Origin of the sequence: Bacillus sp. CCNWLW194, assembly GCF_037120585.1 — a bacterium.
GTDB lineage: Bacteria > Bacillota > Bacilli > Bacillales > Bacillaceae_G > Bacillus_A > Bacillus_A basilensis.
In genome coordinates this window covers 27,736-43,812 of the sequence record NZ_JBBBBL010000002.1, presented here as the reverse complement: position 1 = coordinate 43,812, position 16,077 = coordinate 27,736, and the positions used below count along the sequence as shown (strand labels likewise).

At 34.3% G+C, this 16,077-nt stretch carries 17 protein-coding genes; 10 read left to right on the top strand and 7 right to left on the bottom strand.

Annotation, left to right across the window (positions count from 1 at the left end; all coding sequences use genetic code 11):
• Nucleotides 1-38: 38 nt before the first annotated feature.
• Complete coding sequence (locus tag V7S50_RS03535) at nt 39-368, bottom strand: DUF3147 family protein (protein WP_242251318.1); 330 nt, start codon at nt 366-368, stop codon at nt 39-41.
• Nucleotides 352-762, bottom strand: coding sequence for a MarR family winged helix-turn-helix transcriptional regulator (locus tag V7S50_RS03530; protein ID WP_063224041.1), 411 nt, complete (start codon nt 760-762; stop codon nt 352-354). Before V7S50_RS03530 ends, V7S50_RS03535 begins: the two co-directional genes overlap by 17 nt.
• 124 nt (nt 763-886) lie before the next feature.
• On the opposite strand from V7S50_RS03530, the gene V7S50_RS03525 reads away from it, so the two are divergent.
• Complete coding sequence (locus V7S50_RS03525) at nt 887-1,714, top strand: protein phosphatase 2C domain-containing protein (RefSeq protein WP_063224040.1); 828 nt, start codon at nt 887-889, stop codon at nt 1,712-1,714.
• Between the two features lie 43 nt (nt 1,715-1,757).
• Here the strand turns inward: V7S50_RS03525 and asnB are convergent, their stop codons facing one another.
• Nucleotides 1,758-3,581: an asparagine synthase (glutamine-hydrolyzing) gene (gene asnB, locus V7S50_RS03520; RefSeq protein ID WP_242251319.1), complete on the bottom strand. Its 1,824-nt coding sequence runs from the start codon at nt 3,579-3,581 to the stop codon at nt 1,758-1,760.
• Between the two features lie 264 nt (nt 3,582-3,845).
• Here asnB and V7S50_RS03515 point away from each other — a divergent pair, with 264 nt between their 5' ends.
• Nucleotides 3,846-4,412, top strand: coding sequence for a sigma-70 family RNA polymerase sigma factor (locus tag V7S50_RS03515; protein ID WP_242251320.1), 567 nt, complete (start codon nt 3,846-3,848; stop codon nt 4,410-4,412).
• Nucleotides 4,409-5,515, top strand: coding sequence for a DUF4179 domain-containing protein (locus V7S50_RS03510; protein WP_242251321.1), 1,107 nt, complete (start codon nt 4,409-4,411; stop codon nt 5,513-5,515). The genes V7S50_RS03515 and V7S50_RS03510 overlap by 4 nt, the downstream gene beginning before the upstream one ends.
• Nucleotides 5,516-5,555: 40 nt before the next feature.
• On the opposite strand, the gene V7S50_RS03505 is transcribed toward V7S50_RS03510, so the two are convergent.
• Complete coding sequence (locus V7S50_RS03505; RefSeq protein ID WP_242251322.1) at nt 5,556-6,629, bottom strand: glycosyl hydrolase; 1,074 nt, start codon at nt 6,627-6,629, stop codon at nt 5,556-5,558.
• A 212-nt stretch (nt 6,630-6,841) separates the two neighbouring features.
• On the opposite strand from V7S50_RS03505, the gene V7S50_RS03500 reads away from it, so the two are divergent.
• Nucleotides 6,842-7,741 carry a cation diffusion facilitator family transporter gene (locus V7S50_RS03500; protein ID WP_242251323.1) on the top strand — a complete coding sequence of 300 codons (900 nt, stop codon included), beginning with the start codon at nt 6,842-6,844 and terminating at the stop codon, nt 7,739-7,741.
• A 193-nt stretch (nt 7,742-7,934) separates the two neighbouring features.
• A complete protein-coding gene (gene fbpA, locus V7S50_RS03495; RefSeq protein ID WP_242251324.1) occupies nt 7,935-8,105 on the top strand; it encodes a Fur-regulated basic protein FbpA in 171 nt (56 codons plus the stop codon).
• 56 nt (nt 8,106-8,161) lie between these two features.
• Here fbpA and V7S50_RS03490 read toward each other — a convergent pair whose 3' ends face one another.
• Both V7S50_RS03490 and V7S50_RS03485 read right to left on the bottom strand, forming a co-directional pair.
• On the bottom strand, nt 8,162-8,833 hold the full coding sequence (locus V7S50_RS03490; protein ID WP_242251913.1) for a GntR family transcriptional regulator: 672 nt from the start codon (nt 8,831-8,833) through the stop codon (nt 8,162-8,164).
• A gap of 16 nt (nt 8,834-8,849) precedes the next feature.
• The gene (locus V7S50_RS03485; protein ID WP_242251325.1) at nt 8,850-9,815 is read right to left on the bottom strand and encodes a DMT family transporter; all 966 of its coding nucleotides are present in this window, start codon (nt 9,813-9,815) and stop codon (nt 8,850-8,852) included.
• 137 nt (nt 9,816-9,952) lie between these two features.
• On the opposite strand from V7S50_RS03485, the gene V7S50_RS03480 reads away from it, so the two are divergent.
• Nucleotides 9,953-10,264, top strand: coding sequence for a DUF3784 domain-containing protein (locus V7S50_RS03480; protein WP_063224032.1), 312 nt, complete (start codon nt 9,953-9,955; stop codon nt 10,262-10,264).
• Nucleotides 10,265-10,301: 37 nt separating this feature from the next.
• Here the strand turns inward: V7S50_RS03480 and V7S50_RS03475 are convergent, their stop codons facing one another.
• Nucleotides 10,302-11,489 carry a GTP-binding protein gene (locus V7S50_RS03475; protein ID WP_242251329.1) on the bottom strand — a complete coding sequence of 396 codons (1,188 nt, stop codon included), beginning with the start codon at nt 11,487-11,489 and terminating at the stop codon, nt 10,302-10,304.
• 187 nt (nt 11,490-11,676) lie between these two features.
• Here V7S50_RS03475 and V7S50_RS03470 point away from each other — a divergent pair, with 187 nt between their 5' ends.
• The 4 genes from V7S50_RS03470 to nhaC all read left to right on the top strand — a co-directional run bounded on the left by V7S50_RS03470 (nt 11,677) and on the right by nhaC (nt 16,060).
• On the top strand, nt 11,677-12,654 hold the full coding sequence (locus tag V7S50_RS03470; RefSeq protein WP_242251331.1) for a permease: 978 nt from the start codon (nt 11,677-11,679) through the stop codon (nt 12,652-12,654).
• A gap of 13 nt (nt 12,655-12,667) precedes the next feature.
• On the top strand, nt 12,668-13,552 hold the full coding sequence (locus V7S50_RS03465; RefSeq protein ID WP_242251334.1) for a TIGR03943 family putative permease subunit: 885 nt from the start codon (nt 12,668-12,670) through the stop codon (nt 13,550-13,552).
• Nucleotides 13,553-13,664: 112 nt separating this feature from the next.
• Nucleotides 13,665-14,324 carry a class I SAM-dependent methyltransferase gene (locus tag V7S50_RS03460; protein WP_063224028.1) on the top strand — a complete coding sequence of 220 codons (660 nt, stop codon included), beginning with the start codon at nt 13,665-13,667 and terminating at the stop codon, nt 14,322-14,324.
• Nucleotides 14,325-14,656: 332 nt separating this feature from the next.
• Nucleotides 14,657-16,060, top strand: a complete 1,404-nt coding sequence (gene nhaC / locus V7S50_RS03455) for a Na+/H+ antiporter NhaC (protein WP_242251336.1) — start codon at nt 14,657-14,659, stop codon at nt 16,058-16,060.
• Nucleotides 16,061-16,077 lie beyond the last annotated feature (17 nt).

Below are 16,077 nucleotides of genomic sequence, written 5' to 3'. Positions count from 1 at the left end.
CCTAATACCTCTACAATTTTACGAATAATAATCCCCACCTAAGCTTGAAATAATTTTTGACAAGCAAAAACAATGCACCAAACACCTATACCGAATAGGACAGATGTACTAAGTGAAAACGAGTTTTTTAAACCAATATAGACGATAAATAATAGTAGTGCGGATGCAGGAAATCCATATAATACGCCTATAGCAAATTGGCTCAATTCTTGTTTGTTCCCACCTTCGAAAGAAATCCAAAATAGGCTTAGTAAACTTACGAGAGGGAGGGCAGCAATAAAGCCGCCTATCGTACTAAAATGTTTAGCGACTTCAGTAATAACGCCGATAATAAGTGCCGAAACAATTACTTTAACGAGGAAATGCATACTTTGCCTCCTTCGCTAATAACGAAAAGGCTTTTTCTATTAATTGTTGTTCTTCTTTTGATAACTGAGATTCTAATATTTTTATCTTTTCTTTATCTAGTAAAGTATGCTTTTCTAATACTTCAATTCCTTCTTTCGTTAATGTAAGGTTCACCACTCGTTCATCTTGTTTGTTTCTTTCTTTTATGATAAATCCTTTTTGAATAAGGCGCTTTACATGCTCAGACGCTGTGTTATGAGAGAGACTAAGCTCAGTAGCAACTTTTCCAATTGTTATATCTTTCTCACGAGAAACGATTTGTAAAATACGAATAGCTTGGTGGGAAAGGTTGTCTTCATACTCATATCGTAAGTGATAATAAATGCTTTCCCAATGTTCATTGATGTCTTTCATAATAATATATCCCCCTGTTTTTATATCGTATAATAAGATATATTCGTTAACTTAGAAGTAAAATCCTTTTATTTGGATAAAAAATATTGAAAAAGTTTATTTTTATTGAAATATAAGGTAATCTATGTGTAAAGGTATACATTTAGCAAGAGAGAGGATGATAGCTGTGAATACATTCAAATGGATGAGTCATGAACAGATGTATGTAGATGAAATACATGTTGAAAAATGTGGTCCTCTTTCAGTCGGCGTATATGGGGGGAATCAAGAGAGTGATGCATTTGAACGAGGAGATGCGGTGCTTGCTTGGTGGGATCCTGAATTACAATTTGAATTTGTTATGATTTTTGATACACACCACAAAACAAAAAATATAGATTATATAATAGAAGCAATTTCAGAAAGAAAAGAGAAACTAAAAGAGTTATTTTCCTACCCGATACATTTAGCTTTTCATCATACACATATGTACTTATTAGCGTTATTTACAGATGAGTTGTTTATTGAAAAATGTGATCAAGAGGATGAGGAACTTGCATGTTTAATATGTTTACGAAAAGGTGAATTTTTATATTGGCTATCAGTTGGTGATTGCTTCGCTTATTTATTTCATTCTGAGAAAACGAAAAATGGAAAAGGGCGATTAAATAAACGAAAGAATTACGAATATATTGGTAGGAAAAATATTTTTGCAGCAAATACACCTTGCTTTACGTCAGGTGTAAGAGGATTAGAAAAAGGAATGAATCACATTGTAATGGCAACGGACGGTATTTTAGAGTGTGATAAACGAAGGTTTGATGATGAGCAATCTTTAATAGAAATATTGCACGACGGAAGTTGCTTGCAGATTGAACCAGTATTAACAAATGTACTGCAGTGGAAAGGTAGAGATTGCGCCACAATTATTGGATGGTCCATTGACACTGAAAATAAACAATGTGCTAATTAATATAAAAAGGAGTTCAAGTTTTTTGTCCTTGAACTCCTTTTTGTTAAGCGATATGGATGTGATACGTTTTTAACCATTCATTTACTTGAAGCATATATTCCATAGCACTTCTTGCTTCGAAATTGTTAATTTCTTTATTACTCTGATCGGCAATGGCAAGTAATGTGGAATGATTAATAAGTGAGAAAATAGGATTGTTTTTATTACTGCACATGTCGAGTGATAAATGACGGATTGTTTGTAAATAATATGGGTCTTGTGAAGTTGGATACGCACTTTTTCTTCTATTGCGTACATCGTCAGGTAAAGCAGGTTTCAGTGCTCTACGTAAAATGCCTTTTTCAATATTATCAATGCTTTTTATGTTGAAAGGAACGTTCCATAAATATTCAACTAATCTATAATCGCAAAATGGTACACGAACTTCAAATCCTACAGCCATACTCATACGGTCTTTACGGTCAAGTAAGAATGGGAGAAATCTCGTTAAAAATAAATAAAACATTTGACGTTGTTTCGCGGATTTTTTACTTTCGCCTTCAAGAGTAGGTACTTCAAGTATCGCTTCTTGGAATCGTGTATCAATATAGTTTTCTAGATTACATTGGTTACTTACTTCATTTAGTAGAAGAGGAGATGTATTCTTCCAATTTGTTAGCCAAGGAAACTTATCTACATATAGTAATTCTTCTTGATGAAACCAAGGGTATCCACCGAATACTTCATCAGCAGATTCGCCGGATAAAGCTACGGTCGCATCTTTTTTCATTTCGCAAAATAGTAAATATAGTGAAGTTTCCATTTCACCAGCGCTCGGTAAATCTTTTGCACGAAGGGGAACGAATAAGTGTTTTGCTAATTCTTCAGCATTCACAATAATATCATGATGAGATGTCCCTACATGTTCAGAAACGCGTTTTACCCAAGGAGCGTCTAAACCAGTGCGAGCAAATGTCAGCTCGAAATCTTTTGCGCTATTTACGAAGTCAACGGAATACGTATGAAGTGTTTTATTTTCAGCAGCAAATTCTTTCCCCGCTAGTGCAGTAATACCGCTAGAATCTAATCCTCCTGATAACATGCAAACGAGAGGGACGTCGGCAATTAATTGTCTTTTTACTGTATCTTGTAAAATAGATAAAATATGTGATGATGTATCTTCTATAGAATCTGTATGGATCTTACTTTCTAAATTCCAATACTTTTGAACCACTTTTTTATCACGTGTAAATGTTATAGAATGTCCGGCACGCACTTCCTGAATATGTTTAAAGACGCCACATCCTGGAGTTCGAAATAAGCCTAATCCAAATATTTCATTTATGCCATTCGCATCAATTTCAGCAGGGACAGATGGATGAGCTAATAATGCTTTTATTTCAGAGCCGAAAATAATACTGTCATTTCTTTCTGTATAAAAGAGTGGTTTTACGCCTAAATGATCACGAGCTAAAAACAGTTGTTGCTTCTGATCATCCCATAAGGCGAAAGCGAAAATGCCGTTTAAATGTTGTACGCAGTCTTCTTTCCATTCTAAATAAGCATGTAGTAACACTTCTGTATCTGAATGCGTTTCAAATGTATGACCACATTTTTGAAGTTGTTCCCTCAGCTCACGGAAATTATAAATTTCCCCATTATAAGTAAGAGCATACGTATAATCACCAGTACGAAATGTCTTCGGCTGTGTTCCGCCTTCTGGATCAATTACAATTAAACGCCGGTGTGCAAAGGCCGCACGAGGTGAAAACCAAAAGCCTTCAGCATCAGGACCACGATGCTGAATACTATTTGCCATCTTTTCTAAAATAACATGTTCATTAGAAAGATCCTTATTCCAATTTACCCAACCTGTAATTCCACACATACACATCTCATCTCCTAATTTTAAATAGTAGGTTAACGAAATAAAATGTACACTAAGTTAAAGAATGACTATATAAATAGTGTACTACATGAATCAAATTGCAGACTTGAGAAAATTTTCTTTAAACGCATAGTTATGTGAGACAATGGCTAAGGGAAAGTATTCCATTACATACAAAAAATAATAAAAAGATGAGAGAAAATATTTTTTTAGACGTTATATAGGGTGTAAAAGCTTTTACAAAAAAATAAGGGGAATCGCTACATGAAATCAAATGAGAAAAATTATATAAAAAGATTAAAGCGGCAAAAAGAAGATGCGCTAGAATTTGTTGTCGATACATATTTACCACTCATAAAGGGAATCACGCACAAAGTTCTTTTTCCAGTTCAAAATGATGGATTGATAGAGGAATGTGTAAATGATATTTTCCTATCCATTTGGAATAATGCAAATAAGTTTCATGGAGAGCCGAGTGATTTTAAAAAATGGATTGCGGCAATTGCGAAGTTTAAAGCAATTGATTATTACCGGAAAGCGACTAAAAAAGTAGAAATTATCTCGGATGAGTTTCATATCAGTACGGAGAAATCAGCGGAAGACGAATTAATCGTTATGGAAGATAGAGAAGAATTATTGAAGCTTATTAATCAATTAGAACCGCTAGATCAAAAAGTGTTCATTATGAAATATTTATTCGGTATGAAGACAGAGGAAATAGGAGACAAGTTAGGGTTAACTAGGGCAGCGATCGATAATCGTGTGTACCGGGGGAAAAAGAAACTACAACAAAATGCTACGAATATTAGTTTTGGAGGTAGTGCAATATGAAAGACATTTATGAACTATTAAATGATATTGATATAGATGAAAAAGAACTTAAGGAAATTGAGACTTCTGAAATTGAAAAAGAAAAAGTGAAGCGTAACTTAAAACAATCGATACGTACGAAGAAAAAGATGAAAAGTTGGAAAAAGGGTGTCGCTGCTGCATCTATTTTAGTCGGCGTATCGGTTGCCATGCTTGGCATCGGATTTCCTACATACGCTGGAGGATTACCAATAGTAGGGGACATATTCCGATTTTTAGATAATGGTAGAACAGGGTTATATGAAAATTATAAAGAGTTTTCGACTGAATTGAATATGACGAGAGAGAGTAATGGGGTTAAGGTTACAATTAATGATGCTGTGTTCGATGGTAGAACAATCACAATCACATATTCTATTGAGAGTGATAAAGATTTAGGAGAGAAACCGTTCCCATTTGGAAGTCCGCAAGTGATGGGCTTTAATGGTGGAGGAGGTAGTTCGGACGTGACAAAAGTTGGAGAGGGAAAATATGTAGGTATGACTACGATGAGTGGTCATCGTAGTGAAAGGTTAGATGTTGCAAATGTTTGGTGGGATATAGAGGCAATAAATATGTATGAGGAAAAGAAATCTATAAAAGGGAATTGGAATTTTGCCCTTACTGTTAAGGGAATGGATAGTAAAGAAATTAAGCTTCAAGGAATTTCTGAAAAAGAAGGAATAAAAGTAAATATAGACAAAATGGAAGTAACCCCGATGTCATTTATCGTTTTTTTTAATCAGGAAGAATCTAAGGCGTTACGAAGTATATGGGATAGCGCTGATGTGGAATTAGAAATAAAAGATGATTTAGGAAATAAATATGCAGGTGAAGGAAATGGTGGAACTAGTACAGTAGCAGAGCCACATAAAAGTAGTTGGAGTTCCACATTCCAAAAGTTGAACGAAAATGCAACAAAGCTTATCGTTACACCTCATGTGAATTTGCGAGTGCATACACCTGAAAATCATGGTGGAGTGGAGTATGTGAATGGAAAAGAGAAGAAAATTGAAGTGCCGAATAAAGAAGCGAAAAAGAAAGATATTATATTAGATGATATCGTTATTGATTTAAAGAAATAAAAGAGAGACTGCCTAAAACCATTAGGCAGTCTTTTTTTCGTTAAGAACTAGTAACGAGCAACGCATGCGGATGCTGCGTTTTATACTCATCTTTCCACGGAATGTTTAGTTGTTCCCACGATTCGCCGCTAGTAGTGGATTGAAACACGCCATTGTTATTTAAAGTGTAAAATGTATGTGGTTCTGCTTCGTTTGTCGCAAGCATCGAAATGACTGTACCGATTGCTGATGGTAGTCCTTGCTGTACTTGCTGGAACGGAGTATCTTTCGTTTTACGATAAATATAAGATTCATAAGGAATACGGTGATGAGCAAGATCGGCACTCGGTGCAGCAGAAACGAGAATTGTATCGCAATCAGCTGGATCGATAGCCATGCTATATAAATAATGATGCTCCAGTCCGTCACTACATGAAATCCAGTTGTTTCCGCTGTTATAACTTTCAAGGTATGCGCGATCAGGTCCACCCATAAACCCATCACCACATGATGCATAAAGGCGATTTGGGGCTTCAGGGTGCATGAGTAATTGATGAGCATCGATAGGAGCACCGAATTTTTTATCAATCCATGTATGTCCTTTATCGTTACTTTGAATAACAGCACCAGCTTCAATTGAAACATGAATTGTATTTGGATTGTTTGGATCAACTGTAATCCAGCGTACGTGATGAGTAAAAGGTCTAGGCGGGAAAGCCCACGTATAAGAAGATAATAATGATTTCATATTTTTAAGTTCCGTCCACGTTTCACCACCATTTTCAGAGCGGAATAAAGCGCTCGGTTCTGTGCCAACATAAACAACGCCATATCCGTTAACTTGTTCATTAGGGCTTATCGTAATGGAAGTGATCGAAGAATGTAAAATACCATCTTCTTTTGGAAAATCAAAGTAACGATAAGAATCTCCAATCGGTCTCCACGAATCTCCACTATCATCACTTAACCAGAGGCCTCGTCCAAATGTACCGCAATATATACGATTCTTTTGAAATGGATCAACAGCGATACAGGTAGGTTGCATATTTTGTAAGTGATACGCTGTTTCATAGTTACCATATTGTTCTTTCACTACAACAAGTTCACGCTCCATACAGAGAAATAAACGTTTCATTTTCGTAACCTCCTTAAAAATTCTTTCATTAGTAAACAATATGAAGTTGAAAAAGAAGTAGTCTTATTTTTTGTTGAGAAAAAGGACTTATTTAAAAAGTAGCGAAGTGTGTATACAGAGGAAGCGGGCGTTTACGGGCAGTTAATACGGGATAAAGACGGGGAGTTTGTTTCATACTAATGTACAGATATTGCACTTAAAGGAGCATTTGTATGGGACATTCACATGATCATGGTCATTCAAAAAATAAAAAGGCGTTACTACTTGCATTCTTACTAACAACAAGTTTTATGATTGCTGAAGTTATTGGGGGATTTGTAACAAATAGCTTAGCACTACTATCTGACGCGGGGCATATGCTAAGTGATGCAGTATCTTTAGCTTTAAGTTTACTGGCGTTTAAGCTCGGAGAAAAAACAGCAACAATTGCGAAAACATATGGATATAAGCGAGTCGAAATGTTAGCGGCATTATGCAACGGTGTCGTTCTTATTGTCATTTCAGTATACATTTTTATTGAAGCAATTCGCCGTTTTAAAGAACCAGTTGAGATTGCTAGTAATGGAATGCTCATTATTGCTGTACTTGGTCTGCTTATTAATATTTTATCAGCTTGGATATTAATGAGAGGCGGCGATGTGAAAGGTAATTTGAATTTAAGAAGTGCTTTCTTACACGTATTAGGCGATCTATTAGGATCAGTTGGAGCGATTATTGCTGCGCTATTTATTAAATTTTTCGGATGGACTGCTGCAGATGCGATTGCTAGTATTCTTGTGTCTATTTTAGTCATTATTAGTGGATGGCGTGTCACACGTGATACGGTTCATATATTAATGGAAGGTGCACCACAGCATATAAATGTTAAAGAGGTAAAAAGTACATTATTAAATATTCCGGTTGTAAAAGAAGTTCATGATTTGCACATATGGTCTGTCACATCGGATTTTCAAGTATTAACTTGCCACTTAATTATTGAAGGTAATGAAACGCAAAATGTATTAAAAGAGGCTACGGATGTATTAAAGGAGAAGTTTCATGTAGAACATGTCACCATTCAAGTAGAAATAGATGGTGAATTTCATCATAGTGAGACAACTTGCAAAGTATGAAAGAAAAAGGATAAGAAAAAGTGTCATAACATTTTTCGCACGGCATACATATATATAATGTGGCCACAAATACTTTGTAAGGTAAATATTTCATGAAATTACTTTACTTATAAAGAGTCATCTTTTATAATCAAAAATGATAATTGATAAAGATTATCATTTTCAATGATTGTGGAAAGGAGTTTTTTAAAAGATGAGTAGTCAACTCCGTTTTGCTGTTGAAAATCGTAAGAGGCATTTAATTGATGAGTTAATTGGAGCAGGTGTGTTTAAAATTCGCGAACGACAATTATACGAGCTGTCTTTAGAGGAATTGGAAAAAGAGTACGAAGATATGGAAGATTATGCAAATATTCAGGCGTAGCTATATAGATTAGTAAAAGGTGAGCTGGTTACGATTTTGTGTAGCCAGCTCTTTTATTATTTTGTAGAAATTATTCTTTGTATTTCTTTCATTGGGCGGAGCCAGTTTTGAGACATCATTTGTTCTATTTGTTTTTCGTCCTGCTTCTGCAATGCTTGAATAATAGAATAATGTTCTTCAATAGATTGACTTGCTGGAACAAAGTTTTGGAAAAACAAATATTCAAGGCGTAAAACGTGAAGTTGCATATTTTCTAAAAAGGGTTCAATATATTGGTTTTTAGCAATAGAAGAAATTGTATTGTGAAATTGTATATCTAATTCTAAAGCTTGTTTTGAGTTTTTTTTCTCTATAGAGCACTGAAAATCATTATTTATTTCAGAAAGTAGTTTAATGTCAACGTCTGTAATGTTTTGAAGTGCTTGCTTTCCTATAATAGAGTGAAGACCAGCCATCGTTTCATAAATGATAGATATGTCGTCTAACTTAATAGGAGCAATTTTCGTTTTTTGTCCAGGTACCATTTCCACTAAACCAGAAAGTTCTAATATTTGAAGTGCTTCTCTTACAGGTGTTCGGCTTACTCCTAGTGCTTCAGCCAATTCCCCATCATTGATTTTTTCATCAGGTTGCAGTACACCTTCAATAATCCAATCTTGTAGTTGATTTAAAACGAGTGATTTTGCCGAAACTCTTCCTGGTTTTTTATAATTTTGAGGGACAGGCATAGTGAATTCAATCCTTTCATTGTATAGTTTCCTTTTTGGCATTAACAAGCTTTAATTTTTGTTTTCCTTCATCCGGTTTTTGGCTTAAGATGAGTACCATAACAATGACACAAAAAGCGCCTAATAACTGAAAAGATTGAAATGGCACGTGCAATATAAGTACAGAAGAAATAATAGCTGCGAGTGGTTCTGTGCAACCGAATAATGTTGTTTCTTTCGGAGTCAGGTATCGTATGCTGTCTAAGTATAAATAAAAGGCAATAAGTGTTCCGAAAATGAAGACAAATGTGATGAGTGGTAGGGTACTTAGTTTTACATATTTCATAGTCGATAATAAAATGAATTCGTTTGTAGAAATAAAGTGTAGAATCGTTACACCAATACCCCCAATAATCATGCCCCATCCAACGATAACAGAGGAAGACCATTTTTCTAACAATTCCTTTGAATATAAACTATAAAAAGCAAGAGATAATCCAGATAAAATGCCCCAAATAATAGCTGGTGTAGAAACAGCCAAGTTATGAACAGACCCGTTTGTTAATAAAAGAAAAGTGCCTACTAATGAAAGGGTAATTGAAATGAAATCAATTTTTGATGGACGAACGTTCCATTTAAAAAGTAAGTATACAGTGATGAATATAGGAGCTAAATATTGTAATAATGTTGCGACGGCGGCATTTCCTTCTTTAATAGAAGCAAAATATGTGTACTGTACAGCAAGCATACCGAATAGGCCAAACAATATCATTTTATAAGCATCCGATCTTTGTTTCCATATGCCGAATATTTCTTTTTTTCTCGTTCCGAATGATGAAATAATGAGCAAGATAACGCCGGATATAAGCAATCGAATTGTAACTAACCATTCAGTAGAAACATTGTCATATTGAAAAAGTTGTTGTGCAGCTGTTCCGGACAAGCCCCATAAACAAGCACCGATTATGACCATTATAATTCCTTTTAATCGATTGGGATTCATATGATTTAAAATCCGCCTTTCTGAAAATAGATATTGGATACAATATGCAATATATCACGAAATGGAGTATTAATAAACTGAAATTTCTTATTAAAAACTTTTTTGTGTGTAGTAAAATATTGTAAAGGGGGGATGGTATGCAAGCGGGATTTTTGGTTTGTTTATTTGTTGGATTACTTATTATCTTTTTAGGATATCAAATACAGGTGAAAAAGCGATTGTTTTTGTTGGCAGGTTATCAGGAAGAAACGTTTGTTGGAGATAAAAATAAATTAGCGAAGCTTTCAGGGGTGTTTTCTTATATAGTCGGAGTTTCCACAATCATATTACCGTTTGGCCTAGAAAAAATAGGTGATGTGGTTGCGATCGTATATACTATATTAGTTGTTTTAGGGACAATTGTTTTTATTATTAAAGCGAATCTGCTAAATAAGAGTACGACAAAGTGAAGAAGGCTCCATTTTAAGGAAGCCTTCTTGTTGTTTATTATGAACTGTAAGTAAAAGTTGGAATAGGATCAATAAATATATCCCAATCTTGTTTCATTTCTTTCTCTGTTAGTAGACAACTATCTAATGATTGTTCAATTAAAGAACAATTCATGTCAATTCCGATAAATACGAGCTCAGTTATTCGATCTCCATATTGTTCATCCCAGTTTTTTAATACTTCCGGTTCTTCTGCAATCATTTGATTTCTTTCAGTTTCAGGTAATGCTGCTATCCATTCACCAGCTCCTTGAATTGTAATAGAGGAACCTGCTTGAGATAGAAGTCCTATCATATTATTTCGAGATGCAAGCCAGAAAAAGCCTTTCGCTCTTACAACATCAACAGGCCATTTTTCTAACCAATTCATAAGACGTTCAGGATGGAAAGGGTATTTACGACGGTACACAAAGGAATTGATACCGTATTCTTCCGTTTCGGGTGTATGATGTTCACTGTTTAATTCCTGTATCCAGCCAGCCGATTGACTGGCTTCCTCATAATTGAATAAATTTGTATTTAAAATTTCTTGCAGTGGTACGTTGCTAAATGAAGATTCAATAATTTTTGCACTAGGGTTTAGTCTCTTTAGTAAATAATGAAGTTCTATCACATCTTCTTTTTCTAGTAGGTCTATCTTATTAAGGATAATTACATTTGCAAACTCAATTTGATCTATTAATAAATCAATAACTTCCCGAGTATCATTTTCATCGATTGCTTGTTTTCGATCTAATAAACTTTCTCTATCTGCAAAATCATCCCAAAATCTATTTGCATCTACAACGGTAACCATCGTGTCGAGGCGACAATTTGTTGTTAAATCAATGTTAAGAACTTCATCTGTATAAGTAAACGTTTGAGCAACTGGAATAGGCTCACTTATACCAGAAGATTCAATTACAATATAGTCAATATCTCCGTTTTCAACAAGACGATTCACTTCTATTATTAAATCTTCTCGTAGTGTACAACAAATACAGCCATTTTGAATTTCTACTAGTTTTTCCTCCGTACGTGAAAAACCACCTTTTTTTATAAGGGAGGCATCAATGTTTATTTCGCTCATATCATTAACGATAACAGCTACTTTTAAGTTGTTCTTATTAGTCAAAATATGATGTAGTAAGGTAGTTTTTCCGGCTCCTAAAAACCCACTTAATACAGTGATAGGTACTTTTTTCATGAAATTCTCTCTCTCCTTTAAATCGTAATGATTACGTTTTATAATAAGTGATGAAAAAGAAAAAATCAATAATAAATCATAATAATTACGATTTAAGAATAGGAATAGACTATAAAATTTGTGTTGTAGTAGCAGAAGCATTTGGACAAGCACATGTTTACGTATAAATAAAATGGAGGCGAGAAGGTTGGTTTTTAATAGAGTTTCAAAAGAATTAGCAGGCATAGTACTTATTGTTATTTTTCTCTTTTTATTATTTTTTGTAGATTTTACAAGCCTAGCAAATTTACACAAAAGTGTGCCACAAGTATGGTTGAATGTGAACACACTCTTTTTAAGTATTATTTTTGAAGCAGTACCTTTTATTTTATTAGGCGTAATCGTTTCTTCACTCATTCAAGTGTTTGTGACAGAAGATATGATTCAAAAAGTAATGCTGAAATCTCCAATTGTTGCAATGATTCCAGCAGTATTTGTGGGGATTCTTTTTCCAATGTGTGAATGTGTCATTATACCAATTGTAAGAAGGCTCATTCAAAAGGGGTTACCTCTTCATGTTGGCATTGTTATTTTATTAAGTGTACCTATAATGAATCCAGTTGTTCTTTTATCTACCATATATGCGTTTCAAAAAAATGATTACGTTGTATATGCACGCTTTGGGATAACAATTCTTGTTGCTCTATTCATAGGTCTAATTGTGTATTATTGCTATCGCGGGAGAAATGTTTTAAAAGACGTAGAGGTTTCCGTTCAAAAAAGCAAAAATAAGAGTTGGAAAGATGTTATAAATCACACTGTAGATGAGTTTTTTGATACTGGTAAGTATTTATTAATTGGTGCTTTTTTAGCAAGTGTATTTCAAACGTTTTTCGATCGGAATGTACTGGATACAGTAGCACATAACGAAGTAATTGCTCCAATTATAATGATGGGATTTGGTTATGTTTTATCAATTTGCTCTGCAGCCGATGCGTTTATAGCCGCATCTTTTGGACATGTTTTTTCGGTAAAGGCGCTTCTCGCATTTCTTGTGTTTGGACCTATGCTTGATATGAAAAATACGTTCATGCTATTTGCATATTTTCAAAGGAGATTTGTATTCTTTTTGATTGGAATTATTATTTTATCGGTGTACACAGTCGTGCAAATTACAATGTTATAGGAGGTGAGAGACAATGGAGAAAGAGGAGCAGAAAGCATATCATCGTTATATCCGTGGCATTATTTTAATTGGTTTAGCAATGCTCTTATTTAAATTACTTGTAACCGGAAATATATATAATTTTATCGCTCCAAAAATGATTAAATTTATGTATATAGCTTTTGTAGTGATCTTACTTCTTGGTTCTTTACAAGTTTGGAGAGATGGGAGAGAAAAACAGGATGATTGTAATTGTTGTAAGCATCATACAGAATCAAAATTAGGGATGAAAAGTTTGTTTGTATATGTTTTATTTGTTGTTCCGATAATTAGCGCTTTTCTCTTTGGAAGTGTAACAATTGATGGAAGTTTAGCAGGAAAAAGGGGTATGAATCAAAGTGCCCAAGCGATAAGTATGAAAAAGAACGAAATAGAAGGAAGGCAGGTTAATTCAGATTGGCGAGAAGTATTAGTTGATCAAGATGAAATTTCGAATTTATCAACAAATTATCAAACAGAAGAGCAATTAACAAAAAGTATGTTAGGGCAGCGTAAAATACAAGTAGAGGATAAGGACTATGTTCAAACAATGAGTATAATTGGTCAAGATGTTAATGGATTTAAAGGGAAAGAAATTACATTCGCAGGGTTCATATATAAGGATAGAGATGTGACGGGGAATAAAGCAGTAGTGGCTCGATATGGCATAACTTGTTGCATTGCAGATGCATCGGTCTGGGGGATGATTGTTACGGGACAAGATGTTGAAAAAATTTCAGAAGAAACATGGGTAAAAGTAACAGGGATATTAGATAAAACGACATATAAAAGAACGCTATTTCCACTTGTGAAAATTAGTAAAGTGGAGAAAATTAATAAGCCAACAGACCCATATGTATATGATGCTTTACCACAATAAAAAAGGATTAATTCTTCATATTTTCATGAAATAGAATCATAATCATGACGATAAAAAAATAAAGATAAGAGTAATTTGGTTTGTTAAAAATATGTGTAGAAGGAGATAAGCGATGAACTGGGTTACTCATAAACCAACATTTGAATTTGATAATTTTAGTCCATTTATTCGTGCGAATACTGCCTGGCTTGGGCATTTGGAGTTCGCATACGATTTAGTAAGATTTGAAAAACCAGAAATATTAGTTGAGCTAGGTACACATCTAGGCGCTTCTTTTTTCAGTTTTTGTCAAGGGGTAAAGGATGGGGGATTAGCTACAAAATGTTTTGCTGTAGATACTTGGACAGGAGACGGGCATACAGGTCCATATGGAGAAGGTGTTTTCCAAATCGTAGATAAAGTGGTAAATATGAGTTATCCAAATATAGGTAATTTAATTCGGTCTACTTTTGACGAGGCTGTGGATCAGTTTCAAGATGGAACGATAAATTTGTTGCACATTGATGGCTATCATACGTATGAAGCAGTTTCTCATGATTATAAAACATGGTTACCGAAACTTGCGAATAACGGTATCGTGCTATTTCACGATATTGAGGTGAAAGATCGAAACTTCGGTGTGTATAAATTTTGGGATGAGGTCAAAGCGAAGTATCCTCATTTTCAGTTTGAGCATTCATATGGGCTTGGAGTGTTATTTCCGAAAGGTTGTAGCGATAATTTTGTGGAAATCCTTAAAAATAAAGAAGAAATACAAGATATGTATAAATAAAAGTGGAGCACGCATCATTTGAATGATGTGTGCTTTTTTTATGTGGGGAATAATGATAGACCTTAAAACGGTGAGCATAATAGTAAAAAGTTTTATGGTAGCAAATATAAAAAAAGTTACTCTTTGATTGTTAAATATAAAAAATGTAACATTTTTTATATTTTCCATTGCGAAAAGTAGCATCTACTTTTACAATAGAAAAGGTGTCCATATATTATACTGGAAAAATAAATCGAAATAATATGAAAATTTTGTTTTGTCTTCGCTAATTGTATATTACATACATGTAAGACGACATACGTCATGTTATCGACTTGTAAGGAGAGAAAAAAATGAAAAGTGTAAGATTACCATCGATGCTAGAAATCATAGTTCTTTTATTACTATTTCTTGCTGTTGTCTTTTCCTTCCAAACGATTTTTGATCTCCCAATTCAATTAGCGCTATTTATTTCATGGTTTTTAGTAATTGCGCTTGGATTAAGATTAGGATTTCGTTATCAAGAATTGCAAGATGCAATTACGAAAGGGATTTCTAACGGATTAGAAGCAATACTCATTTTAGTTGCAGTAGGTGCTTTAATTGGAACATGGATTGCTGGTGGTGTTGTACCAACATTAATCTATTATGGATTAGAATTTATTCATCCTAGCATATTCCTATTAGCAACATTAATTATTTGTTCGATAACTTCTATCGCGACAGGAACATCATGGGGAACAGTTGGAACAGCAGGTATTGCTATGATGGCAATTGGTGAAGGTCTTGGGTTACCATTACCACTTGTTGCTGGTGCAGTTCTTTCAGGAGCTTATTTCGGAGATAAATTATCACCACTTTCTGATAGTACAGTACTTGCAGCATCTATGGCAAAAGTAGATGTTATTGCACACGTACGAGCTATGCTCGTATTAGACGTTCCAGCGTATATTATCACTAGCATTATGTTTACTGTAGCTGGTTGGATGTATGGCGGAGATAACGTAGATTTAAATCGAGTAGAATTTTTAAAGGAATCATTATTAAAACACTTTGATATTAAAATATGGATGTTAGTTCCGGCGATCATTGTCATTGCACTATTAGCAATGAAGAAACCGTCTATGCCAACAATTGCAATGGGAGCATTAATTGGTGCAATTTGGGCAACTCTTTTCCAAGGAATGAACTTTGGAGATGCGATTGGAACAGCGTATAACGGATTCTCAATTCAATCTGGTGTTGAGTTTGTTGACAAGTTATTAAACCGTGGTGGAATTAACGGTATGCTTGGCTCAGTAGCCGTTATCATTTTCGGTTTAGGATTTGGTGGATTACTTGAAAAACTAGGTGTTTTAAAAGTGATTGTATCAAAATTTGAGAAGAAATTAAATTCTGCGGGTAATGTAACATTGTCTACATTAATCGTAGCATTCTTAGCCAATATATTTGGTTGTGCGATGTATGTATCACTAATTTTAACACCGAAAATTATGGAAGATAGCTATGATAAATTAAAAATAGACCGTCGTGTATTAGCACGTAACTCAGAAGTAGGTGGAACGCTAACTTCAGGTATGGTTCCATGGTCTGATAATGGTATTTTTATGGCTGGTATTTTAGGTGTAGCAACGTTCTCATACGTTCCATTTATGTGGTTAAGCTTTGTTTCATTAATCTTAGCAGTTATTTATGGATATACAGGCAAATTCATTTGGTATGTGGATGATGCAGATAAAGGAAAGCAAGCATCATAAAATGAAAATCACCTTCT

Bases quoted from the DNA above. Each gene is read 5' to 3' on its own strand.
- V7S50_RS03510 (WP_242251321.1), top strand. From the start codon at position 4,409: ATGAAAGACATTTATGAACTATTAAATGATATTGATATAGATGAAAAA.
- V7S50_RS03485 (WP_242251325.1), bottom strand. From the start codon at position 9,815: ATGAATCCCAATCGATTAAAAGGAATTATAATGGTCATAATCGGTGCT.
- V7S50_RS03475 (WP_242251329.1), bottom strand. From the start codon at position 11,489: ATGAAAAAAGTACCTATCACTGTATTAAGTGGGTTTTTAGGAGCCGGA.
- V7S50_RS03530 (WP_063224041.1), bottom strand. From the start codon at position 762: ATGAAAGACATCAATGAACATTGGGAAAGCATTTATTATCACTTACGA.
- V7S50_RS03500 (WP_242251323.1), top strand. From the start codon at position 6,842: ATGGGACATTCACATGATCATGGTCATTCAAAAAATAAAAAGGCGTTA.
- V7S50_RS03480 (WP_063224032.1), top strand. From the start codon at position 9,953: ATGCAAGCGGGATTTTTGGTTTGTTTATTTGTTGGATTACTTATTATC.
- V7S50_RS03465 (WP_242251334.1), top strand. From the start codon at position 12,668: ATGGAGAAAGAGGAGCAGAAAGCATATCATCGTTATATCCGTGGCATT.
- V7S50_RS03490 (WP_242251913.1), bottom strand. From the start codon at position 8,833: ATGCCTGTCCCTCAAAATTATAAAAAACCAGGAAGAGTTTCGGCAAAA.
- nhaC (WP_242251336.1), top strand. From the start codon at position 14,657: ATGAAAAGTGTAAGATTACCATCGATGCTAGAAATCATAGTTCTTTTA.
- V7S50_RS03460 (WP_063224028.1), top strand. From the start codon at position 13,665: ATGAACTGGGTTACTCATAAACCAACATTTGAATTTGATAATTTTAGT.
- asnB (WP_242251319.1), bottom strand. From the start codon at position 3,581: ATGTGTGGAATTACAGGTTGGGTAAATTGGAATAAGGATCTTTCTAAT.
- V7S50_RS03515 (WP_242251320.1), top strand. From the start codon at position 3,846: ATGAAATCAAATGAGAAAAATTATATAAAAAGATTAAAGCGGCAAAAA.
- V7S50_RS03535 (WP_242251318.1), bottom strand. From the start codon at position 368: ATGCATTTCCTCGTTAAAGTAATTGTTTCGGCACTTATTATCGGCGTT.
- fbpA (WP_242251324.1), top strand. From the start codon at position 7,935: ATGAGTAGTCAACTCCGTTTTGCTGTTGAAAATCGTAAGAGGCATTTA.
- V7S50_RS03525 (WP_063224040.1), top strand. From the start codon at position 887: ATGTGTAAAGGTATACATTTAGCAAGAGAGAGGATGATAGCTGTGAAT.
- V7S50_RS03505 (WP_242251322.1), bottom strand. From the start codon at position 6,629: ATGAAACGTTTATTTCTCTGTATGGAGCGTGAACTTGTTGTAGTGAAA.